This is a genomic window from Pseudomonas cerasi, assembly GCF_900074915.1.
Classification (GTDB): Bacteria; Pseudomonadota; Gammaproteobacteria; order Pseudomonadales; family Pseudomonadaceae; genus Aquipseudomonas; species Aquipseudomonas cerasi.
Genome location: NZ_LT222319.1, coordinates 5,567,899 through 5,589,208, shown reverse-complemented (window position 1 = coordinate 5,589,208; position 21,310 = coordinate 5,567,899). Strand labels below are relative to the sequence as shown.

General features: G+C 60.6%; 20 protein-coding genes and 2 pseudogenes. 14 read left to right on the top strand and 8 right to left on the bottom strand.

Going from position 1 to position 21,310, the window contains the following annotated elements; all coding sequences use genetic code 11:
* Positions 1–72 precede the first annotated feature (72 nt).
* Complete coding sequence (locus tag PCPL58_RS27250) at positions 73–1,494, bottom strand: aminotransferase-like domain-containing protein (protein WP_003432187.1); 1,422 nt, start codon at positions 1,492–1,494, stop codon at positions 73–75.
* A gap of 175 nt (positions 1,495–1,669) precedes the next feature.
* On the opposite strand from PCPL58_RS27250, the gene PCPL58_RS27245 reads away from it, so the two are divergent.
* Positions 1,670–1,921, top strand: a complete 252-nt coding sequence (locus PCPL58_RS27245; RefSeq protein WP_003432188.1) for a DUF1127 domain-containing protein — start codon at positions 1,670–1,672, stop codon at positions 1,919–1,921.
* 2 nt (positions 1,922–1,923) lie between these two features.
* On the opposite strand, the gene PCPL58_RS27240 is transcribed toward PCPL58_RS27245, so the two are convergent.
* Positions 1,924–3,237, bottom strand: coding sequence for an NAD(P)/FAD-dependent oxidoreductase (locus tag PCPL58_RS27240; protein WP_065350880.1), 1,314 nt, complete (start codon positions 3,235–3,237; stop codon positions 1,924–1,926).
* A gap of 105 nt (positions 3,238–3,342) precedes the next feature.
* Between PCPL58_RS27240 and PCPL58_RS27235 the strand changes: the two genes are divergently transcribed.
* Positions 3,343–3,696: a YkgJ family cysteine cluster protein gene (locus PCPL58_RS27235; RefSeq protein ID WP_003314010.1), complete on the top strand. Its 354-nt coding sequence runs from the start codon at positions 3,343–3,345 to the stop codon at positions 3,694–3,696.
* Between the two features lie 7 nt (positions 3,697–3,703).
* Here PCPL58_RS27235 and dadR read toward each other — a convergent pair whose 3' ends face one another.
* Positions 3,704–4,192, bottom strand: coding sequence for a transcriptional regulator DadR (gene dadR / locus PCPL58_RS27230; protein ID WP_003314011.1), 489 nt, complete (start codon positions 4,190–4,192; stop codon positions 3,704–3,706).
* Positions 4,193–4,349: 157 nt separating this feature from the next.
* Between dadR and dadA the strand changes: the two genes are divergently transcribed.
* From dadA to PCPL58_RS27200, 6 genes are all read left to right on the top strand, one after another.
* Entirely contained in the window at positions 4,350–5,651 is a 1,302-nt protein-coding gene (gene dadA, locus PCPL58_RS27225) for a D-amino acid dehydrogenase (RefSeq protein WP_003367454.1), read from the top strand.
* Positions 5,623–5,976, top strand: a complete 354-nt coding sequence (locus PCPL58_RS27220; RefSeq protein ID WP_003432191.1) for a RidA family protein — start codon at positions 5,623–5,625, stop codon at positions 5,974–5,976. Before dadA ends, PCPL58_RS27220 begins: the two co-directional genes overlap by 29 nt.
* Before the next feature lie 74 nt (positions 5,977–6,050).
* Positions 6,051–7,124, top strand: coding sequence for an alanine racemase (gene alr, locus PCPL58_RS27215; RefSeq protein WP_065350879.1), 1,074 nt, complete (start codon positions 6,051–6,053; stop codon positions 7,122–7,124).
* 125 nt (positions 7,125–7,249) lie between these two features.
* Positions 7,250–7,798: a cupin domain-containing protein gene (locus PCPL58_RS27210; protein ID WP_003314015.1), complete on the top strand. Its 549-nt coding sequence runs from the start codon at positions 7,250–7,252 to the stop codon at positions 7,796–7,798.
* 24 nt (positions 7,799–7,822) lie between these two features.
* Positions 7,823–8,146 carry a c-type cytochrome gene (locus PCPL58_RS27205; RefSeq protein WP_060708519.1) on the top strand — a complete coding sequence of 108 codons (324 nt, stop codon included), beginning with the start codon at positions 7,823–7,825 and terminating at the stop codon, positions 8,144–8,146.
* Positions 8,147–8,431: 285 nt separating this feature from the next.
* Entirely contained in the window at positions 8,432–10,363 is a 1,932-nt protein-coding gene (locus PCPL58_RS27200; protein ID WP_003432195.1) for an acetyl-CoA hydrolase/transferase C-terminal domain-containing protein, read from the top strand.
* Between the two features lie 54 nt (positions 10,364–10,417).
* Here the strand turns inward: PCPL58_RS27200 and PCPL58_RS27195 are convergent, their stop codons facing one another.
* A complete protein-coding gene (locus PCPL58_RS27195; RefSeq protein WP_065350878.1) occupies positions 10,418–10,942 on the bottom strand; it encodes an Mpo1 family 2-hydroxy fatty acid dioxygenase in 525 nt (174 codons plus the stop codon).
* Positions 10,943–11,023: 81 nt separating this feature from the next.
* Between PCPL58_RS27195 and PCPL58_RS27190 the strand changes: the two genes are divergently transcribed.
* The 5 genes and pseudogenes from PCPL58_RS27190 (at position 11,024) to gcvH (ending at position 16,386) form a co-directional block, all read left to right on the top strand.
* On the top strand, positions 11,024–11,734 hold the full coding sequence (locus tag PCPL58_RS27190) for a Crp/Fnr family transcriptional regulator (RefSeq protein WP_024663333.1): 711 nt from the start codon (positions 11,024–11,026) through the stop codon (positions 11,732–11,734).
* Between the two features lie 116 nt (positions 11,735–11,850).
* Positions 11,851–12,852 (top strand): annotated as a pseudogene (locus tag PCPL58_RS27185) (extracellular solute-binding protein).
* A 249-nt stretch (positions 12,853–13,101) separates the two neighbouring features.
* Complete coding sequence (locus PCPL58_RS27180; RefSeq protein WP_003367436.1) at positions 13,102–14,718, top strand: ABC transporter permease; 1,617 nt, start codon at positions 13,102–13,104, stop codon at positions 14,716–14,718.
* Positions 14,719–14,872: 154 nt separating this feature from the next.
* On the top strand, positions 14,873–15,955 hold the full coding sequence (gene gcvT, locus PCPL58_RS27175; protein WP_003367434.1) for a glycine cleavage system aminomethyltransferase GcvT: 1,083 nt from the start codon (positions 14,873–14,875) through the stop codon (positions 15,953–15,955).
* A 44-nt stretch (positions 15,956–15,999) separates the two neighbouring features.
* Entirely contained in the window at positions 16,000–16,386 is a 387-nt protein-coding gene (gene gcvH / locus PCPL58_RS27170) for a glycine cleavage system protein GcvH (RefSeq protein ID WP_003367432.1), read from the top strand.
* A gap of 69 nt (positions 16,387–16,455) precedes the next feature.
* Here gcvH and PCPL58_RS27165 read toward each other — a convergent pair whose 3' ends face one another.
* The 3 genes and pseudogenes from PCPL58_RS27165 to PCPL58_RS27155 form a co-directional block, all read right to left on the bottom strand.
* On the bottom strand, positions 16,456–16,776 hold the full coding sequence (locus PCPL58_RS27165; RefSeq protein ID WP_002551535.1) for a DUF2388 domain-containing protein: 321 nt from the start codon (positions 16,774–16,776) through the stop codon (positions 16,456–16,458).
* Positions 16,777–16,916: 140 nt separating this feature from the next.
* Complete coding sequence (gene tfpB, locus PCPL58_RS27160) at positions 16,917–18,701, bottom strand: type IV pilus assembly ATPase TfpB (protein WP_003432204.1); 1,785 nt, start codon at positions 18,699–18,701, stop codon at positions 16,917–16,919.
* A 110-nt stretch (positions 18,702–18,811) separates the two neighbouring features.
* Positions 18,812–19,158: pseudogene (locus tag PCPL58_RS27155) on the bottom strand (hypothetical protein).
* Positions 19,159–19,283: 125 nt separating this feature from the next.
* Between PCPL58_RS27155 and PCPL58_RS27150 the strand changes: the two are divergent.
* A complete protein-coding gene (locus tag PCPL58_RS27150; RefSeq protein WP_003305413.1) occupies positions 19,284–19,754 on the top strand; it encodes an Lrp/AsnC family transcriptional regulator in 471 nt (156 codons plus the stop codon).
* A gap of 172 nt (positions 19,755–19,926) precedes the next feature.
* Here the strand turns inward: PCPL58_RS27150 and PCPL58_RS27145 are convergent, their stop codons facing one another.
* Positions 19,927–21,294, bottom strand: a complete 1,368-nt coding sequence (locus PCPL58_RS27145) for a CYTH domain-containing protein (protein WP_065350877.1) — start codon at positions 21,292–21,294, stop codon at positions 19,927–19,929.
* Positions 21,295–21,310 lie beyond the last annotated feature (16 nt).

The window sequence follows — 21,310 nt, the reverse complement described above, 5'->3', positions numbered from 1 at the left end:
ATTGATCTTCCGCGTCTGGACATGGCTCGACTTGGCGATATGACCCGCAAAACCGGGAAAGATTTGCCCGCATCAGTCAGTTTGCGCATTCAGTAGTGCAATTGTCTCGCCCACGATACGCACAGCGCTCTCGATTTCGCGGTTGGGTTTGGTCGCGAAGTTCATGCGCATGCAGTTGCGGTACTTGCCCGATGCCGAAAAGATACTGCCCACAGCGATCTGCACACCCTTGCCCAGCAAGGCGCGGTTCAGGCGCAGGGTGTCGAAGCCTTCGGCCAGTTCCACCCACAGCATGAAGCCGCCTTGTGGTCGGCTGGCGCGGGTGCCTTCAGGGAAGTAGCGCATCACCCAGTCGATCATCTGGTCGCGACTGCGCTGATATTGGCTACGCATGCGCCGCACATGTGGCTCGTAATGGCCGCCTTCGATGAAGTCGGCAATGGCCAATTGTGGCTGCGGGGCGGTCGAGCCGGTGCCGATGTATTTCATGTGCAGCACCTGCTCCAGATAGCGGCCCGGCGCTACCCAGCCGATTCGCAGCCCGGGCGCCAGGGTCTTGGAAAACGAACTGCACAACAGCACGCGACCGTCCTCGTCGAAGGATTTGATGGTGCGCGGGCGAGGGTAGTTGTAGGCCAGGTCTCCATACACATCATCTTCGATGATCGCCACGTCGAAGCGCTGCGCCAGGGTCAGCAGTGCCCGCTTGCGTGCTTCAGGCATGACATAACCCAGCGGGTTGTTGCAGTTGGGCGTCAGCTGAATGACCTTGATCGGCCATTGTTCCAGCGCCAGTTCCAGTGCTTCGAGGCTGATGCCGGTCAACGGGTCGGTAGGGATTTCCATGGCTTTCATGCCCACGCCCTTGAGCGTTTGCATGGCGCCGAAGAAGCTTGGCGAGTCCACCGCCACGATGTCCCCCGGCGAGCAGATGGCCCGGACACTCGCTGACAGCGCTTCATGACAGCCATTGGTGACGATCAGGTCATTGGCGGTCAGGTTGCAGCCCGAGTCGAGCATCAGCCTGGCAATCTGCTCGCGCAGCCTGCGCACGCCGTAGATGTTGTCGTAATACAGGCCCGGCATGTCCTGATGGCGACTCAACTGACTCAGCGCGCGCATCAGCGGTTTCAGGGTCGGGCTGGTGACATCGGGCATGCCGCGCCCCAGTTGCGTGACGGCTTCAAGAGGTGCCACGCGAATCAGGTCCAGTACCTGATCCCATTGAGAGATATCCACAGGCCGCTGCACAGGCCTGCCGACCGCTGGCAGCGCAGGGGCTTTTCGGCTGACCGAGACGAAATAGCCGGACTTGGGTTTCGGTGCGGCCAGGCCATTGTCTTCCAGCACCCGGTACGCCTGCTGCACGGTACTCAGGCTGACGCCATGTTCGACACTCAATGCGCGCACCGAGGGCAGGCGGTCGCCGGGGCGATAGAAGCCGTTTTCGATGCGCGAGCCGAGCAGTTCGGCGAGGTTGACGTAGAGCGTCATGGCGTACTCTTAGAAATTCGAATGCGGTAAAGCAATACAGATTGGCCGAAAATATAGCATTCAGTGGCGTTTTTGAATCTTCTGTATGGAAAATATAAAGAACTTTTGAATCTGTATTGGTTTTGCTGTTCGCTGCATCATGAACCCACACCCACCCAGGATGAGGGAACAGGACATGAACGGGTTCAGCGATGTGCGCCTTGCGCTTCACAGCCATGAATTGAATGAGTATCGGCCAGCGGCGGTCAGAACGGTCCGCTCGAACAAGGCCGATCTGTTGGCAGGCATGGGGCGCTGGGCACTGTATCGCCACCGCTGGTTGTCACGCCGTACCTTGCTGACACTGACGGACGACCAGTTGCGCGACATCGGGCTGGATTTCCGCCAGGCGCGGGTCGAGGCGATGAAGCCGTTCTGGAGGCCCTGAGCCTAGCGCAGCTCTTTAAGGCGGTGCCAGAGCATGCCCAATGCCAGCAGAGGCGAGCGCAAGTGCTTGCCGCCGGGAAAGGTCATGTGCGGCACTTTGGCGAACAACTCGAAGCCATCGCTGTGTTGCCCGGCGATGGCTTCGGCCAGCAGTCGGCCTGCCAGATGCGTGGCATTCAGACCGTGGCCCGAGTAGGCCTGAGCATAAAATACGTTGGGATGCTGCTTGAGCCGGCCAATTTGCGGCAGGCGATTGGCGCCGATGCCGATCATCCCTCCCCACTGGTAATCGATCTTCACTGAGGCCAGTTGTGGAAATACATCGAGCATCTTCGGTCGCATGTACGCGGCGATATCCTCAGGGTCACGCCCCGAGTAATGGCAGGCGCCGCCGAACAGCAAACGGCGGTCGGCAGACAGCCTGTAGTAATCCACCGTCACGCGCTGATCGCAGACCGCCATGTCCTGCGGCAACACTTCACGGGCCTGCGCTTCGCTCAATGGCTCGGTGGCGATGATGTAGCTGCCGGCAGGCAACACCTTGCCGCTGATTTCCGGATTCAAGTCATTGAGGTAGGCGTTGCAACCCAGCACCAGGGTCTGCGCCTGCACCGAACCGCCCGCTGTATGCACCCGGACCTGCGGGCCATAATCGATGTTCGTCACCGCTGAGTGTTCGTACAACTGGACGCCGAGCGACTGCGCCACAGCCGCTTCGCCCAAGGCAAGGTTCAACGGATGCAAATGCCCCGAGCCCATGTCGATCAGGCCACCGACATAGCGTGAGGAGCCCACCACGCTGTGCATCTCTTCGGGTTGCAGCAACTGCAGTGCATGGCGATAACCCAGGCCGCGCAACTCTTCTGCATCTTCGGCAAGGCTGTGCAGGTCGCGCGGTTTGTTGGCCAGATCGCAATAACCCCATTTCAGGTCGCAATCGATAGCATGCCGTTCGATGCGCTGACGTACGATCTCGACGGCCTCGATGCCCAGCAGCTTGAGCTGCCGCACGCCTTCGCTGCCGATGACACTGGCGAACTGTTCGACGCCATGACCGACCCCGCGAATCAACTGACCGCCATTGCGCCCGCTGGCCCCCCAACCGATCTTGCGCGCTTCGAGCAGCGCCACGCTGAACCCGCGCTCGGCCAGTTCGATGGCAGTGTTGAGTCCGGAGAATCCACCGCCTACCACGCACACATCCACCTTCACCTCACCTTGCAGCGCAGGATGATCCGCTTGCGCATGACTGCTGGCGGCGTAGTAGGAAGCAGCGTGCTGATCGTGACGAGTCGGGTGCTGAACGCGGGCGTTCATGAGCGTGTCCTGTTGGTGGCGGATGGCGTGTCGGGAGGATAAGCCGCTGTCATGAGCCTGCCAACTGAGGCAAACTTGCGGCCTTATGTATGAGTGGTCGAGTCAATGAGCTGCAACCGTCAGAAAATAGCGGATCTGCGTCGCCAGATTCCTTCGTTCGAGTGTGTGCCCGGCTGCCACGACTGCTGTGGGCCGGTGACCACGTCGCCCGAAGAAATGTCGCGTCTGCCGCGCAAGACGGCCGCCGAACAGGACGCTGCACTGGACGAACTCAATTGCGTACACCTTGGTCCGCAAGGCTGCACCGTGTATGACGAACGCCCGCTGATCTGCCGCCTGTTCGGCACCACCGCAAGCCTGCCCTGCCCGAATGGCCGTCGGCCGGTCGAGTTGATCCACCCACGGGTCGAAAAGCAGATTCATGAGTACATGGCCTCGACTCGCCAGGTACTCGTATAGCAGGCAATCAGTCGGGAATCGGCAGATTCAGGCTCTCTTTGACTTCCTCCATGACGATGTAGCTCTTGGACTCACGCACGTGCGGCAGTTTGAGCAGGATATCGCCCAGCAGTTTGCGGTAGGACGCCATTTCGGAAATCCGCGCCTTGACCAGGTAGTCGAAGTCGCCGGACACCAGATGGCACTCCAGCACATGGGGAAGCTTCAGCACGGCACGGCGGAATTCTTCAAAGGTGTCGCCAGACTTGTAGTCCAGGCTGATCTCGACGAATACCAGCAGGCTGGCCTTGAGGCTTTGCGGATTCAGCCGGGCGGTGTAGCCCATGATGATCCCCTCGCGTTCCAGCCTGCGCACCCGCTCTGTACAGGGCGTAGTTGACAGGCCGACCCGCTCGCCAAGCTCGGTGAACGAGATGCGCCCGTCGGCCTGCAGGATGCGCAGAATATTGCGATCGATCTTGTCCAGCTCACGATTTGACTGGTGTTGAGTGCGCACGGGTCATTTCCCCTCTAGCAAAGCGTTTATCGCCGCGAATAAACACCAAATATAGATCTTTATACAGTGAGAAGCACTGCCCATTGCTCAATATACTGCGCACATCCTTGCTTAAAACTTCGAATTATCAGCGGATATCCGCGATGAGGTCATCGACATGCGCGTTCTGGTCCTGGGTAGTGGCGTTATCGGTACAACCAGTGCTTATTATCTGGCGCGTGCCGGTTTCCAGGTGACCGTCGTTGACCGTCAGCCTGCTGCCGCCATGGAAACCAGTTTTGCCAATGCCGGCCAGGTTTCTCCGGGCTATGCCTCGCCATGGGCTGCGCCGGGTGTTCCGCTCAAAGCGCTCAAATGGCTGCTGCAGCGCCATGCGCCATTGGCGATCAAGGCGACGGCGGATATCGATCAGTACCTGTGGATGGCGCAGATGCTGCGCAACTGCACGGCCAGCCGTTACGCCGTCAATAAAGAACGCATGGTACGCCTGTCCGAATACAGTCGCGATTGCCTGGATGAACTGCGCCTTGAGACCGGCATCGCCTACGAAGGGCGCAGCCTGGGCACCACGCAGTTGTTCCGGACCCAGGCCCAGCTGGACAACGCCGCCAAGGACATCGCTGTGCTCGAGCAGTCCGGTGTTCCTTACGAACTGCTGGATCGCGAAGGCATTGCCCGTGTCGAGCCCGCGCTGGCCGGTGTGACCGGCATCCTCAGCGGTGCATTGCGCCTGCCCAATGACCAGACGGGTGACTGTCAGTTGTTCACCACGCGCCTGGCGGAAATGGCCGTGGCGCTGGGTGTCGAGTTCCGCTACGGGCAAAACATCGAACGCCTCGACCACGCTGGCGACCGCATCAATGGCGTGTGGATCGACGGCAAGCTCGAAACCGCCGATCGTTACGTGCTGGCGCTGGGCAGTTACTCGCCGCAGTTGCTCAAACCGCTGGGCATCAAGGCGCCGGTCTATCCGCTGAAGGGCTACTCGCTGACCGTGCCGATCACCAACCCGGACATGGCACCGACTTCGACCATTCTCGATGAAACCTATAAAGTCGCGATCACCCGTTTCGACAACCGGATCCGCGTCGGTGGCATGGCGGAAATAGCCGGTTTTGACCTGTCGCTCAATCCGCGTCGACGCGAAACACTGGAGATGATCGTCGGTGACCTCTATCCTCAGGGCGGCGACCTGACCCAGGCCGATTTCTGGACCGGGTTGCGTCCGACCACGCCCGACGGCACACCGATTGTGGGTGCAACACCGTTCCGTAACCTGTTCCTCAATACCGGCCATGGCACTCTGGGCTGGACGATGGCGTGTGGTTCCGGTCGCTTGCTGGCAGACCTCATTGCCCGCAAGACACCCCGTATCAGTGCTGAAGGCCTTGATATCTCTCGTTACGGCAACACTCAGGAGAATGCACAGCATGTCAATCCAGCGCCAGCTCACCAATGAGCGCATGAGTCAGGTCGTTGTCCACAATGGCACCGTCTATCTGTCGGGCCAGGTCGGCAATGACATGACTGCGGATGTCGAGCAGCAGACCCGAGAGGTACTGAACAGCATCGAGCGCCTGCTTGACCTGGCCGGCACCGACAAGACGCGTATCCTGTCGGTCACCATTTACCTGAAAGATATCAATGCCCACTTCGCCGGCATGAACAGCGTCTGGGACAAATGGCTGCCCAAGGGTTTCGCGCCTGCACGCGCAACGGTCGAGGCCAAGCTGTGCCAGCCCGAAATGCTCGTTGAACTGTCGGTGGTCGCCGCGCTGCCTTGAGCCTTGTTGCCCGGCGCGTCCCTGCGTCGGGTTCGTCCTCTCCCTTTCCATCCTTTCAGGCAAGTAACGTCATCATGCGTCCAGCCCGCGCCTTTATCGATCTTCAGGCACTGCGTCACAACTACCAATTGGCCCGTGAAAACAGCGGCGGCAAAGCGCTCGCCGTCGTCAAGGCCGATGCCTATGGTCACGGCGCGGTGCGCGTCGCACAGGCGCTTGAAGCGCAGGCCGACGGTTTTGCAGTGGCTTGCATTGAAGAAGCTCTGGAGCTGCGTGCGGCAGGCATTCGTGCGCCGGTCCTGCTGCTTGAAGGCTTTTTCGAGGCCGACGAGCTGGCGCTGATTGTCGAGCATGACCTGTGGACCGTTGTACACGCGACCTGGCAACTGGAAGCCATCGAGCAGGCGCGCCTGGGCAAACCGATAACGGTCTGGCTCAAGCTCGATACCGGCATGCACCGGGTTGGCCTGCATCCTCACGAGTACCAGGCGGCTTATCAGCGTCTGCTGGCAACCGGCAAAGTGGCCAGAATCGTGCTGATGAGCCACTTCTCCCGCGCCGATGAGCTGAACAGCGCCTGCAGTGATGAGCAGCTTGCCGTATTCGAGACCTTTCGCAAGGGGCTGGCAGCGGAAACCAGCCTGAAAAACTCCCCGGCGGTGCTGGGCTGGCCACAGATCCCGAGCGACTGGTCGCGTCCGGGCATCATGCTCTACGGTGCTACGCCGTTTGATCAGGTGCACCCGCTGGCGGATCGCCTGCAACCGATGATGACCCTGGAATCGAAGATCATCAGCGTGCGTGAACTGCCCGTTGGTGAGCCCGTGGGCTATGGCGCGACATTTGTCTGTGACCGGCCTTTGCGTATCGGCGTAGTAGCGATGGGCTACGCCGACGGCTATCCGCGTCACGCGCCGACCGGCACGCCCGTGCAGATCGACGGCCAGCCGTCCAGACTGCTCGGACGGGTGTCCATGGACATGCTCTGCGTCGACCTCACCGATGTGCCGCAGGCCGGGCTTGGCAGCCGTGTCGAGCTGTGGGGCAAGCAGGTGCTCGCCAGTGAAGTGGCCCAGCGTGCAGAAACCATTCCCTACGAAATCTTCTGCAACCTGCGTCGCGTTCCGCGCATCTATTCCGAAGACTGATTCATCTCTCTGTGCCCCAGGCCGCAGTGGGTCAGGTGTCTGTCGAAGTGTTGTAAATATCGAACGCTGTTGCCATGATGGCGTTCATACCGACTAGACCTGACAAAACCTGGGGGAATATCGCATTGGACGTGGGTGAACGACTGCAATCGATTCGCAAGCTCAAGGGCCTGTCCCAGCGTGAACTCGCCAAGCGCGCAGGTGTGACCAACAGCACCATCTCCATGATCGAAAAAAACAGCGTCAGCCCTTCGATCAGTTCGCTGCGCAAGGTGCTCGGCGGCATCCCCATGTCCATGGTCGAATTTTTCTCGGAAGAATCCGTGCCCGAGAACGCAGCTCAAGTGGTGTACAAGGCCAGCGAGCTGATTGATATCTCGGACGGTGCAGTGACCATGAAGCTGGTCGGCAAATCGCATCAGGGCCGCGCCATCGCCTTTCTCACCGAGACCTACCCACCGGGTGCCGACACCGGGGAAGAGATGCTCGTTCACGAAGGCGAAGAGACCGGCATCCTCGTCGAGGGTCGGCTGGAACTGGTGGTCGGGCTGGATACCTATGTGCTCGAAGCGGGTGACAGCTACTATTTCGAAAGCACCCGGCCGCATCGCTTTCGTAACCCGTTCGACGTCCCGGCACGATTGATCAGTGCGGCCACCCCGGCCAATTTCTGACCCGCCCCTTGCGATGAGTGATGCGTGAAACTGACCCGAAAGATTCTGAGCAGCGCAGGCGTTCTGGCGTTGTGGGCGTTCAACGCGCAAGCCGCCGATACCGCCCGAGCGCCTGACGACATCATCGCGGCCCATTGCGTCGCCTGTCACAGCGTCGGCCTGCTCAACGCGCCGAAGATCGGTGACACGGCGGCCTGGGAACAGCGAGCTCAGCAAAAAGGCGGCCTTGATGGACTGCTGGCCAGCACTATCAAAGGCCTCGGCATCATGCCCGCGAAAGGCACCTGCGGCGATTGCACAAACGATGAACTGAAGAGTGCCATTCAGAGCATGTCCGGGCTGAAGTGAGGTGAGCTCTCGTTCATACGCTAGAGCACCTGGCGCTGTACATGCGTGTTGTGAGAGCGAGCCGGGCGACGCTTCGCTTGCTGGCGAAGATGATGTTTAGATCGATGCATTTTTGGCGATAGTGCACGCCCTTTCGCGAACGAGTTCGCTCCTACGCCCTTCGGGCAGAAGCCTGGGAGCCTTTTGTTCCGGGCGTAACGATGATGCTCTGCGCGGCAGAGCATGCAGCACTTTGACGTTGTCGTCGGTCCAACCTGCACCCAATAACAATTCAGGAGAGCTGGGATGCCGTATTCCTGTTCCATCGAGCATGCCGTCGATCACGTTCTTGCGCAGCTACCCGAACATATCCACCTCGGCATGCCGCTGGGGCTGGGCAAGCCCAACCGCTTCGTCAACGCGTTATACCAGCGCATCAGCGAGTTGCCCGAACGACGGCTGACGATCTACACCGCGCTGACACTCGGGCGGCCGACGCCGGGGGAGGGTTTGCAGGCGCGGTTTCTCGAACCGTTTCTGGAGCGTGTCTTCGCTGACTATCCGGAGCTCGATTTCCTGGCTGCACTGCGCCGCGACAAACTTCCTGCCAATATCCATGTGCAGCAATTCTTCATGCAGCCAGGCAGTTTGCTCAACAGCCAGTCAGCCCAGCAAGACTACGTCAGCAGCAATTACAGCCACGCCGCCCGCGACATCAACGCCAACGGCCTGAATCTGGTCGCGCAACTGGTGGCCCGTGACGAGCAGCGTCCAGGCACGTTGAGCCTGAGCTGCAACCCGGACGTGACCCTCGACCTGTTGCCCATGATCGCCAAGCGCCGGGCCGCCGGGGAGACCATTCTGATGCTCGGCCAGGTGCATGCCGATCTGCCGTACATGCCGGGCGACTCGGAACTGGATGTCGACGCCTTTGATGTGCTGATCGATGAAGACGAGCGCAGTACGCTGTTTTCCACCCCCAATATGCCAGTCGGCTATCAGGACCACCTGATCGGCCTGCACGCCAGCACGCTGGTGCGTGACGGCGGCACGTTACAGATCGGCATCGGCTCGATGGGCGATGCACTGACCGGCGCGCTGCTGGCCCGTCAGGCCGATAACGAAACCTGGCGCGGCCTGCTGGCCGAGTTGAACATGAGTAACTGGCAGACCCTGATAGATCGGGAGGGCGGCGTTCAGCCGTTCGCCAGCGGCCTTTACGGTTGCAGCGAAATGTTCGTCAACGGCCTGCTGGTACTCGCCGATGCCGGCATCGTGCGGCGCAAGGTGTATGCCGATGCAGAGCTGCAACGGCTGGCCAACATGGGCACGCTGGATGAGGATGCCCATCCTGGTGGCGTAGTCGTGCATGGCGGCTTTTTCCTCGGCCCGCGCAGTTTCTACGCGCGACTGCGCGAGCTGCCCGCCGAGCGGCTGGCGCAGTTCAACATGACCGCCATCAGCTACATCAACGAGCTTTACGGCCAGGAAGAACTCAAGCGCCTGCAACGCCGCGATGCGCGCTTCATCAACAGCGCGTTTACCGTCACCCTGATGGGCGCGGCGGTGGCTGATCAACTGGAAGATGGCCGGGTGCTCAGTGGCGTGGGCGGTCAGTACAACTTCGTGGCGCAGGCCCATGCACTGGAAGGCGCCCGTTCGATTCTGATGCTGCGCAGCTGGCGCGAGTCGGGCGGCGAGGTCAGCTCCAACATCGTCTGGCAGTACGGCCACACCACCATTCCCCGACACTTGCGCGACATTGTCGTGACCGAATACGGCATCGCCGATCTGCGTGGGCAGACCGATGCGACGGTGATCGAGCGGATTCTGAACATCACCGACTCGCGGTTTCAATCGGGCCTGATCGAGCAGGCGCAAAAGGCTGGCAAGCTACCCAAGGACTTCCGTCTCGATCCGCGCTTCACTGACAACACACCCGAGCGCCTCAAGGACACCGCATCACGCTATCCGTCGCTGTTTACCGAGTACCCGCTGGGGTGCGACTTTACCGCCGAGGAACGCGATCTACTGAGAGCCCTGAACTGGCTGAAGAGCAAGCTCAAGCTCACTGAAATCCTCGAGCTGGGCAAGGCGACCCTCGATGCTCCGGACCCCGAAGCCTTCCTTGCGCACTTGCAACGCATGCAGCTCGACCAGCCGCAGGGCTTGCGCGAAGAGTTGTATCAGCGGCTGTTGCTGGCCGGGTTGCAGAACAGCACCGGGCTTGCCGGCTAAGAGGCGGGCACTGATCGTTGTTGCTGGTGACGATCGGTGCCCGGCGCTTCGCGCCTAGGTCGTCGCCTTGCGGGTCGCACGCCCGACCGGGCCGACGCGCTCTTCGATGGCGTGCTGCAGCGGTTTGCGCTGGCCCATCAGGAACGCCAGCTCCGCGACCACAAACAGCGGGCCGATGATCAGCCCGGTCAGGTCATCGATGAAGGCCGGTTTGCGCCCCTCGTAGTAATGGCCGACGAACTGGATGATCCAGCCAATCACAAAGAGCCCGACGCCCGCACTCAGCCAGACCATGGTTGGCTGCTGCGCAAGGTCGGCCCCGGCCCAGATGCACAGCGCCAGTAATATCGCCATGACGATGCCCAGAGCGCGGTCGAGTCGCAGGTAAAAGACCATCGAGCCCAGGGCCAGAAGCGCCGCCGGTGAAAGCCACAGCCCGCTTATATTCCATCCCGGTCGTGAGAGAAGCACCGCCACGGCCAGCACGATCAGTGGGATACCCACGAAGTGCGTCACGATATTGCGCGAATCACGGTGATAAGCCGCGTATTGGCTGAGATGATCGACAAGGTTTTTCATTATTATTCCTGCCTGAGACGATGGCCGGCGTGAGCCTGATTTCTTGTACAACATGCATGGCTGAAAGAGAAGGGAGCAAAAATGACAAATGGAGTGTCGTGGCGGTCACGATTGCTATCCGATTACTGGTTTTCCCATCTGCCTGCCGATCTGCAGGATAGCCTGCTGGAGGCTGCCCGCCAGCGCCGCAAGACGCCCGGCCAGCGGCTGTTCGACAAGGGCGATCTGCCCTGCGGTGTTTATGTGCTGCTGGAGGGCCGCGTGCGGATCGGCGGTGCCCACGAGCAGCGGCTGCTGAGGCACGTGGAACCTGCAAGCGCGCCGTGCTGGTTTGGCGAAGTCTCGCTGTTTGACGGGCTGCCGCGCCGTTTCGAAGTCTGCTCGCTGGAACAGAGCATCTTCCTGCATATCCCACAGCCATTCCTGGCCCGGCTGCTCGACAGGCACCCCGAGTACTGGCGCTGGTTTGCCGCACTGCTCAGCCAGAAGGTCGGCTTGCCACTGCAGAGCCCCGAGAAAATGCGTCGCCTGCCGCCGCGGGCGCGGGTTGCCTGGCGCCTGTTGATGCTCAGCGAGGGGTATGGCCCGTTGAGCCAGGCAAGACGCCTGATTGCGCTGGACGACATTCAGGCCGCGCAGCGTCTCGCGCTTGCCTCGCCGGCCTTGCTGGAAGTGCTCCAGGACCTGCATGAGCGCAGGATCGTGCGCCTGGGAGAAGGGCACCTGGAGGTGTTCGATGTGGACAAGCTGCGCCGGGTCGCGAACTTTTCCAGAGCCAGGGCTGTGTGCTGATCACCGGTCATGATCGAGCCTGGACACATCCGGTAACGGCTCCGCTGCCGCTTCGATTGAGATAGCAAATGGGATTCACTACCATTTCGCCTCCTTTGCGAACGCGAGATACCCCGATGCAGGCAAGCAAGCGTCTTCTGGCTGCTCTGACACTGACTTTACTGGGCAGCACCGCTCAGGCTGCCGATGAAGTGGTGGTGTATTCATCCCGGATCGACGAGCTGATCAAGCCGGTATTCGATGCGTACACAGCCAGTACCGGGGTGAAGATCAAATTCATCACTGACAAGGAAGCGCCGCTGATGCAGCGCATCAAGGCCGAGGGACAGAATGCGACCGCCGACCTGTTGCTGACGGTCGATGCGGGCAACCTCTGGCAGGCCGAGCAGATGGGTATCCTGCAGCCGTTCACCTCGCCGGTGATCGAAGCCAACATTCCGCCGCAGTATCGCTCATCGACGCACGGCTGGACCGGTCTGAGCCTTCGCGCGCGCACCATCGCCTATTCCACCGACCGCGTGAAGCCTGCCGAGCTGAGTACCTACTAGGCGCTGGCCGACAAGAACTGGGAAGGCCGCCTGTGCCTGCGTACCGCGAAGAAGGTCTATAACCAGTCGCTGACCGCTACGCTGATCGAAACCCACGGTGCCGAAGCGTCGGAGAAAATCCTCAAGGGCTGGGTCAACAACCTGTCCACCGACGTGTTCTCCGATGACATCGCAGTGCTTGAGGCGATCAATGCCGGGCAATGCGACGTGGGCATCGTCAATTCCTATTACTACGGCCGCCTGCACAAGGAAAAACCGGACCTGGCGGTGAAGCTGTTCTGGCCGAACCAGGCGGATCGCGGTGTGCACGTCAACCTGTCGGGTATCGGTCTGACCCAATACGCTCCGCACCCTGAAGCGGCCAAGGCACTGGTCGAGTCGATGACCGGCCCTGAGGCGCAGAAGATTTTCTCCAGCGTCAATCAGGAGTTCCCGGCCAACCCGAACGTGGCGCCTTCAGAAGAAGTGGCGAGCTGGGGGCTGTTCAAGGCCGACACCATCCCGGTCGAAGTGGCAGGCAAGCGCCAGGCAGAAGCGATACGCATGATGGATCGCGCGGGCTGGAATTGATTTAATACCCAGTGCCTTATCGTTATACATAAGACTCGTGGGAGCGAGCTTGCTCGCGAAGAGGCCGGCACAGCCCCGTAAATGTGTTGCTTTCGTAAGCAAGCTCACTCCCACAAAGGTGTATGTCCGGCCTGATACTACGGTTCATCCCCCCCATTTTCCGGGTGTGTAACGGTGGGCGCTCCAGCGCCCTAGACGAATGACGCAGAGACTTGTCACTCACTCATCCATCCCGATTTCGAGAACACCGTGGCCCATCCTGCCCAACGCCGCTGGTACCCCCTGGTTTTCGCCATCGCAGCGCTGGTCGTGCTGCCGCTGAGCGTTTTGCTGCTGTCGTGGGAGACGGTTGACCAGCAGATATGGTCGCACCTGCTCGAAACCCAGATGGCGCGTCTGCTGGGCAATACGCTGATCCTGGTGCTGGGTGTCGGCGTGGGCGTGACGTTGCTGGGGGTGAGCCTGGCGTGGCTCACCAGCCTGTGTGAATTTCCCGGTCGCCGCTGGCTGGACTGGGCGCTGATGCTGCCTTTCGCGATCCCCGCCTATGTGCTGGCGTTCGTATTCGTCGGGCTGCTGGATTTTTCCGGTCCGGTGCAGACCCTGTTGCGCGAATGGTTCGGCTCCGGTCTGCGCCTGCCTCGGGTGCGCTCCACCGGTGGGGTGATCATCGTCCTGGTGCTGGTTTTCTATCCTTACGTCTACCTGTTGGCGCGCACGGCGTTTCTGGCGCAGGGCAAGGGCTTGATGGAAGCTGCGCGAGTGCTGGGCAACACACCCCTGCAGGCGTTCTGGCGCGTGGCGCTGCCAATGGCGCGTCCGGCCATCGGCGCGGGGGTGGCGCTGGCCCTGATGGAAACCCTGGCCGATTTTGGTGCGGTGTCGGTGTTCAACTTCGATACCTTCACCACTGCCATCTACAAGACCTGGTACGGCTTCTTCAGCCTGTCCAGCGCTGCGCAACTGGCCAGCCTGCTGCTGTTGGCCGTGCTGGTGCTGCTGTACGGCGAACGCCGCGCCCGGGGTGCAAGCCGACCGGCCAACGAGCGTCCGCGTGGCGCTGCGCTTTACCGGTTGCGCGGCCTCAAGGCATTGGCCGCGAGCTTCTGGTGTGGGCTGGTGTTTCTCTGTGCTTTCGTGGTGCCGATGCTGCAACTGATCGTCTGGGTCTGGCAGCGTGGCCGCTTCGATCTGGATGAGCGCTACACAGGGCTGATTCTGCACACGCTCTATCTGGGTGGCATGGCGGCGTTGATCACCGTCAGTGTGGCGCTGATTCTGGCGTTTGCCCGACGTATGGCGCCCACGCCTGCGATCCGCTCCGGCGTCAGCCTCGCCAATTTGGGCTACGCATTGCCTGGCTCGGTACTGGCGGTTTCAATCATGCTGGCGTTCAGTTACCTGGACCGCGAACTGGTCATTCCGCTGTCCGGCTGGCTGGGCGGCGCAGGCAAGCCTTTGCTGCTGGGCAGCCTCTCGGCCTTGCTGCTGGCTTATCTGGTGCGCTTCATCGCCGTCGCCTTCGGTCCGTTGGAGCACAGCCTGTCGCGTATCCGCCCGTCATTGCCTGAAGCGGCGCGCAGTCTGGGGGTCAGCGGACCAAAGTTGTTTCTCAACGTGTATCTGCCGTTGCTGGTGCCAGGGGCGCTGAGCGCGGCGCTGCTGGTGTTCGTCGATGTGCTCAAGGAAATGCCGGCAACCCTGCTGATGCGCCCGTTTGGCTGGGATACGCTGGCGGTACGCATCTTCGAAATGACCAGCGAGGGCGAGTGGGCAAGGGCTGCGTTGCCAGCTTTGTCGCTGGTGCTTGTAGGACTATTACCCGTCATTGGGCTGATTCGCCGCTCTGCCCGTCAGACTGGCTAGGTGCGGGGTTCTCACCTTGCGGCTACAATGCGCCGCAATTGGTGCGGTCTGTCAGACAATTCGGTCAGCTGTTACGTGATGCAAACTCCGGTTTATTGGGGGGCTTGCCGATCTCGTCTGCCCGCACCTTCGCCACGCCCGGAAGGAGAAACCCATGGGACAGCGTACCCCCCTGTTCGACCTGCACCTCGCCCTTGGCGCGAAAATGGTCGATTTTGGTGGCTGGGACATGCCGTTGCATTACGGATCGCAGGTCGAGGAACACCATCAGGTGCGTCGCGACTGTGGGGTCTTCGATGTCTCTCACATGAACGTGATCGATGTGCTCGGCCGTCAGGCCCGGGTCTGGCTGCGTCGTCTGCTGGCCAATGATGTAGACAAGCTCAAAACCCCCGGTCGTGCCTTGTACAGCGCCATGCTGGACGAGAGCGGCGGGGTGATCGATGACATGATCGTCTACCTCACGCCTGAAGGTTATCGGCTGGTCGTCAACGCGGCGACCGGCGTCAAGGATCTTGCCTGGATGCAGGCGCAACTGGGCGACTTCGACGTGCAACTGGTCGAGCGCAGTGAAATGGCAATGCTCGCCATTCAAGGCCCCAAGGCCAGAACCCGTATCGCCGAGCTGGTTTCAAGCGCCCGCGCCGAACTGATCCACCAGCTCAAGCCGTTCGAAGGGCTTGATGACGGTGACTGGTTTATCGCGCGCACCGGCTACACCGGCGAGGACGGCCTGGAGATCATGCTGCCTGCCGAAGAGGCTCAAAGCTTTTTCAATGAATTGGTTGGCGCGGGTATTTCGCCGATCGGCCTGGGCGCTCGCGACACGCTGCGTCTTGAGGCGGGCATGAACCTGTATGGCCAGGACATCGGTGAACATGTTTCGCCCTTGGCCTCGAATATGGCCTGGAGCATCGCCTGGGAGCCTGCCGACCGTGATTTTATCGGTCGCAAGGCACTGGAGAGCGAACGGGCTGAAGGAACCGCCTTCAAACTCGTGGGATTGGTGCTCGAAGAGCGCGGCGTTTTACGGGCGCATCAGGTGGTACGTGTCGCAGAAATTGGCGAAGGAGAGATCACCAGTGGTAGTTTCTCTCCTACGTTGAGCAAATCGATTGCACTGGCTCGCGTTCCGATGGCGACCGCTGACCGGGCCGAGGTGGAAATCCGCGGCAAATGGTACCCGGTGCGCGTGGTGCAGCCTGCGTTCGTGCGCCACGGCAAAACCTTGATCTAACCTAATGGCGGGTTTTCCGCTGACCCGATGTTGAGGATGACTAAATGAGCAATATTCCCGCCGAGCTGCGTTTCGCCGAAAGTCATGAGTGGGCACGTCTGGAGTCAGACGGCACCGTGACCGTTGGCATCTCGGACCATGCACAGGAAGCACTGGGCGATGTGGTCTTCGTCGAACTGCCGGAAATCGGCAAAGTGTTCGCTGCCGCTGACACCGCCGGTGTTGTGGAGTCGGTCAAGGCTGCTTCGGATATTTACTCGCCGGTTGCGGGCGAGGTGATCGAAGTCAACGCAGCGCTGGGCGATTCGCCCGAGTCGCTCAACAGTGATCCGTACGACGCCTGGATCTTCAAGCTCAAGCCAAGCGACGCCAGCGGCGATCTGGCCAAGCTGCTGGATGCAGCCGGGTACAAGAGCGCTATCGGCGAATAACCGATTGCCGCTCACAAAAATGCCGCTCATGGAGCGGCATTTTTTATGCGCGAAGCTAATCGGCAAGACTTACTGGTTTTCAGCGACCAGATTCTTATCCAGGATCGCGTTGGCCAGTTCCATATCGGTGGCTTTCAGGCCTGGATTGTCTTTGCGCACCTGCTCGATGGCCGCTTCCAGGAACGGACCGCGGATGCCACCGTCGCTGGCGACGAAGCTGCCTGCGTCGTCCTGGGCGGCAACGATCAGCTTGTGATCCTTAAAGGTCAGGTAAGTCGAGCCGGTGGTTGCACCGGAAGACAGCACATTACGCCAGAAGGTGTCAGCCATCGCTGAACCCATTGGGATGGAAAGCAAGGCTACGGTGGCGACAGCGAACTTGAGACGCATGATGAATTACTCCAGCTGTGGTTGTTCTGAGGGGTTGGATAGCCAAAGCTACGAACTAGTTCAATCAAGGTGTACCGCGTAGTTCACTTTAGCTGGCTCGCCATGCCGCGCGGCCTTCTGGAACAACGCTTTCACCCTGATCAACGTTGTTCGCTCTGCGGTGTCACCCTCAACACTTCCTCGAGTGTAGTCAGGCCTGCCGAGACTTTCTGCGCGCCGGACAGACGCAGGCTGCGCGTACCTTCCTTGAAGGCCTGACGACGCATGGCCGTCAGGTCGAGGTCCGCCGAGATCAATGCTTTGATGTTGTCGGACATGACCATGATCTCGTAGACACCCGCCCGGCCCCGATAGCCGGTATCTCGGCATTCCACACAACCGACTGCCTGATGCGCGCCGGGTGGCACCGGTGCCTGCCAGGGGCGCGTCAGGGTTTGCCAGTCGGTTTCGTTCAGGTTGATCGGGGCCTTGCAGTGCGGGCAAAGGGTACGCACCAGACGCTGGGCCATGACGCCGAGGATGGTCGCCTTGAGCAGGTAGTGCGGCACACCCAGTTCGAGCATCCGGCTGATGGCGCTGGGTGCGTCGTTGGTGTGCAGCGTCGACAGCACCAGGTGACCGGTAAGCGCCGCCTGAATCGCCATTTCAGCGGTCTCCAGGTCGCGAATCTCGCCGATCATGATGATATCCGGGTCCTGTCGCATCAGCGCGCGCACGCCGGCGGCAAAGCTCAGTTCGATGTTGTGCTGCACCTGCATCTGGTTGAAGGCCGGCTCGACCATCTCGATGGGGTCTTCGATGGTGCACAGGTTGACCTCGGAGGTCGCCAGTTTCTTGAGGGTGGTGTACAGCGTGGTGGTCTTGCCCGAACCGGTCGGGCCGGTGACCAGAATGATGCCGTTGGGCTGGCGGGTCATTTCCTGCCAGCGCCGCAGGTCGTCACTGGAGAAGCCCAGTTGGTCGAAGTCCTTGAGCAACACCTCGGGGTCGAAGATCCGCATGACCATTTTTTCGCCGAACGCGGTCGGCAGGGTCGACAGGCGCAACTCCACTTCACGATTTTCAGGCGTGGTGGTCTTGACCCGCCCGTCCTGTGGTTTGCGTTTTTCGGCGACGTTCATCCGCCCCAGGCTTTTCAGGCGGCTGACAATCGCCATGATCACCTGCGCCGGAAACTGGTAAACGTTATGCAGCACCCCGTCGATTCGAAAGCGTACGGTGCCCTGTTCGCGGCGCGGCTCGATGTGAATATCGCTGGCGCGTTGCTGGAAGGCGTACTGAAACAGCCAGTCGACGATATTGACGATGTGCGCGTCGTTGGCGTCAGGCTCCTGATCGCTGGCGCCGAGCTTGAGCAACTGTTCGAAGTTGCCCATGTTGCTCATTTTTTGCTCAGAGGCGCTGGCACCGCTGACCGACTTGGCCAGCCTGAAAAACTCCATCGCCATGCGCTGGATGTCTGACGGGTTGGCGACCACGCGTTTGATCTGCAGCTTGAGCACATGCGCCAGGTCGGCTTCCCATGAGCGCACATAAGGCTGCGCGCTGGCGATGGTCACCGATTCGCGATCGACCGCCACGGCCAGAATCTTGTGGCGCTGGGCAAAGGCGTAGGACATCAGTGGCGTGACCGCCGCGACGTTGATCTTCAGCGGATCGATACGCATGTAAGGCTGGCCACAGGTTTTGGCCAGCCAGGCGGTCAGGGTTTCCACGTCCAGCTTCTTGCCCGGCCGCTTGAGGTCGTCAAACTGCAGCGAAGCGAGAAACTCGAGGGGATGCAGCTGGATGTTCACTGCGCTGCGACGTTGGGTGAGTGCCGTTTCCGCGTCGTCCTGGCCGAGATAGCCTTCGGCAACCAGATCACGCAACACATCATTCAGATCGAGCCAGCGATCCTGTGAAGAGGGGGCCAGGGCTGCCATGTGCGCTCCTTGAGGCAATTCGTCATTGGACGATGAACAAGAGTAGACGCCAAGCGTGACAGCGTTGTTCGTTCTATGCGACCGGGAATTGCCGGAGCAGGCGAATTGATTCAGCCCGTCGCCAGGGCGACACGGGATTGCGCGGTATTGCGGGCGTCGACTTGCTCGACCTCCACTGAGCAGACGTCGATCAGGTTGCGCATTTTTTCACCAATCACTTGTGCCCGATGCCAGCTCAATCTGGAGACTTGAAGATCGATGAGCAGCAGGTTCTCTTGCTGCACGGCACTCAATTGGTCGGGAATCAGGTACTGCATGGCAAACAGGTTCAACACCTGACAGAGCAAGGCAGGCTCGGCTTCGGCGCAGACACGGTAGCGTGCGCAGCACTGCGCATTGCTCGACGACCAGCTATCTGGACGCTGCGAAGGGGGGTGACGGCTTCGAGATTGGGCATGCTGGTACTCCAGAAGGATGCTGGAAATCTTTGCATGCGTGAAAAGAAATTTCTGGTCCATCATTGGGTGGATTAGTCTTTATAAGACTTGTTAATGCGCCACAGACTGTTTGAGAAAATTAATTATGCAAATCGAGCTGGACAGTTACGATCGCAGGATTCTGGCGCTGCTGCAGGAAGACGCTTCGCTTTCCAGTGCGCAGATCGCCGAGCAGGTCGGTCTGTCGCAATCACCCTGCTGGCGCCGCATCCAACGGCTCAAGGATGAAGGCGTGATTCGCCGTCAGGTAGCGTTGCTGGACCGCAAGAAAATCGGTCTGAACACACAAATATTCGCCGAGGTAAAACTCAATGCCCACGGGCGCTCCAACTTCACCGAGTTCACCGACGCGATTCGTGGTTTTCCGGAGGTGCTGGAGTGCTATGTGCTGATGGGGTCGGTGGATTTTCTGCTGCGCATCGTGACCCCGGATATCGAGGCGTACGAGCGGTTCTTCTTTGAAAAGCTTTCGCTGGTGCCCGGCATCCAGGAAGTGAACTCGACAGTGGCCCTCTCCGAGATCAAATCCACCACCAGCCTGCCGCTGCTGCGCTGACGAGGCTGGTGCCCGGAGTTGCGCCAGCCTCGGTTGTGCCTCGTGCACCGAGGTGACTGGTTTTGCTGCCGGTTCCCGGCGGTTCGCGGACAAGTCCGCTCCGACAAAAAACGGGAGATCATGTACAAACGCAGCGTCGCCCGGCCCACTTCTACGGCCTTCTGATCCAGCCTTACAAGCGCAGCAGGGTCTTCCAGGCGCGGCTTTGGAAGACGGTGATGGCCTGTTGCACGCGGGCATCGAGGACTTCGTCGCTGATGTCCAGATGCGCCAGTTCTTCCAGCTTGCGCAGTTCGCCATACAGGCGATCCAGTTCCGGCAGGTCCAGCGCGCCGCGTGCCCAGTGCAGCCATGACTGGATGCGCTCGATGCGGGGCAGTTGCTCTGCCAGGTCTTCCGGCTGCTGCTGATAACGACTTAATTGCAGGGACGTGGCTTCTTCGCCCAGCAGGCGTGGCAGCCAACTGTTCAACAGTGCGGCGCCCTGACGATTGCCGCGGGTGTTGCGTTCGGTCGTCCAGCTGCGGGCCAGCAACCAGCGTGAGGTATTCAGCGAGAACTCGCCCCAGCGCGTGTCCTGCAATTCTTCCAGGAATTGTTCGTGGGCGGCACCGCGTACATCGGCATCGTCCTGCCCGGCCTGAACCAGCGGTCGCCAGTCTTCCAGCAAGGCGTCCAGCGCAGTACGCAGTTGTGCGGTCGAGGTGCGTGGCGCGGCCTGGCCGAGGCTGCTGGTCAGGGCGCGCAGTTCGGCGAGCATCTCGACCCAGTCCTGCAGCAGACGCCAGTGGCCGTTGAAACGGTATTGCTCGGCCAGACGCTGGCTGCTGCCCAGCAGATGCCAGGCCAGCGCGGAATAAGCGTCGTCCAGCGGCGTTTCTGCGTGCAGAGCGGGAGCGTGCAGGCTCAGCGAGTAGCTGCTGGCATCGAGCAGACGATAGCCGCGTTCGGCCTTGCTGATATCGCACGGCATCAGCGGCAGCGTTGCAGCCAATTCGGCGGCCAGCTCCAGCAGCGCGGCAGGTTCGCCTTCACGCAGCTCGAGTTCCAGCTCGCAGATTTCTTCCTTCTGCTTGCCCGCTACCACCTGGCCCAGGTCCAGTGCGGCTTCGATCACCACTTTGGCCTTGCCACGGCCCCAGGCGATCTCTGCTTTCTCACGCACGAAATCGGTGGTGAACAGAGGCTTGATGGTTTTCTTGTCCAGATCGGCCAGTTGCTCGGGCCAGCAATCGCCTTCGAGCTTCTTCAGGTCCAGCTTGGCCTTGCTCAGGTCCCAGTTATATTCATTGCGCTCGGACAGGCCGGCCACGCTTTGCCCGCGAGTCTTCATGGTCTGGATGATCTGATCGCCGTCGCGGCGGATGCGCAGGGCGACTTTGGCCTGCGCCAGCTCACCTTGCGGGGTATCGAAATACTGGTTCGACAGTTCAAGGCGCTCCCAGCCACTCTTGTTGCGCTTCTTGAGCAACGGGTGTTCACGCAGTGCAGCGAGGGTCTCGCGGCTGACGCGGAGTTTGATTTCTGTTTCTTTTTGCATGGCCGGGGGAATCCAA

Coding starts and splice junctions, on each gene's coding strand:
- alr (WP_065350879.1), top strand. CDS start 6,051: ATGCGTCCAGCCCGCGCCTTTATCGATCTTCAGGCACTGCGTCACAAC.
- PCPL58_RS27195 (WP_065350878.1), bottom strand. CDS start 10,942: ATGAAAAACCTTGTCGATCATCTCAGCCAATACGCGGCTTATCACCGT.
- PCPL58_RS27240 (WP_065350880.1), bottom strand. CDS start 3,237: ATGAACGCCCGCGTTCAGCACCCGACTCGTCACGATCAGCACGCTGCT.
- PCPL58_RS27235 (WP_003314010.1), top strand. CDS start 3,343: ATGAGCTGCAACCGTCAGAAAATAGCGGATCTGCGTCGCCAGATTCCT.
- PCPL58_RS27190 (WP_024663333.1), top strand. CDS start 11,024: ATGACAAATGGAGTGTCGTGGCGGTCACGATTGCTATCCGATTACTGG.
- PCPL58_RS27245 (WP_003432188.1), top strand. CDS start 1,670: ATGAACGGGTTCAGCGATGTGCGCCTTGCGCTTCACAGCCATGAATTG.
- dadA (WP_003367454.1), top strand. CDS start 4,350: ATGCGCGTTCTGGTCCTGGGTAGTGGCGTTATCGGTACAACCAGTGCT.
- PCPL58_RS27220 (WP_003432191.1), top strand. CDS start 5,623: ATGTCAATCCAGCGCCAGCTCACCAATGAGCGCATGAGTCAGGTCGTT.
- PCPL58_RS27250 (WP_003432187.1), bottom strand. CDS start 1,494: ATGACGCTCTACGTCAACCTCGCCGAACTGCTCGGCTCGCGCATCGAA.
- PCPL58_RS27150 (WP_003305413.1), top strand. CDS start 19,284: ATGCAAATCGAGCTGGACAGTTACGATCGCAGGATTCTGGCGCTGCTG.
- PCPL58_RS27165 (WP_002551535.1), bottom strand. CDS start 16,776: ATGCGTCTCAAGTTCGCTGTCGCCACCGTAGCCTTGCTTTCCATCCCA.
- gcvH (WP_003367432.1), top strand. CDS start 16,000: ATGAGCAATATTCCCGCCGAGCTGCGTTTCGCCGAAAGTCATGAGTGG.
- tfpB (WP_003432204.1), bottom strand. CDS start 18,701: ATGGCAGCCCTGGCCCCCTCTTCACAGGATCGCTGGCTCGATCTGAAT.
- PCPL58_RS27145 (WP_065350877.1), bottom strand. CDS start 21,294: ATGCAAAAAGAAACAGAAATCAAACTCCGCGTCAGCCGCGAGACCCTC.
- PCPL58_RS27200 (WP_003432195.1), top strand. CDS start 8,432: ATGCCGTATTCCTGTTCCATCGAGCATGCCGTCGATCACGTTCTTGCG.
- gcvT (WP_003367434.1), top strand. CDS start 14,873: ATGGGACAGCGTACCCCCCTGTTCGACCTGCACCTCGCCCTTGGCGCG.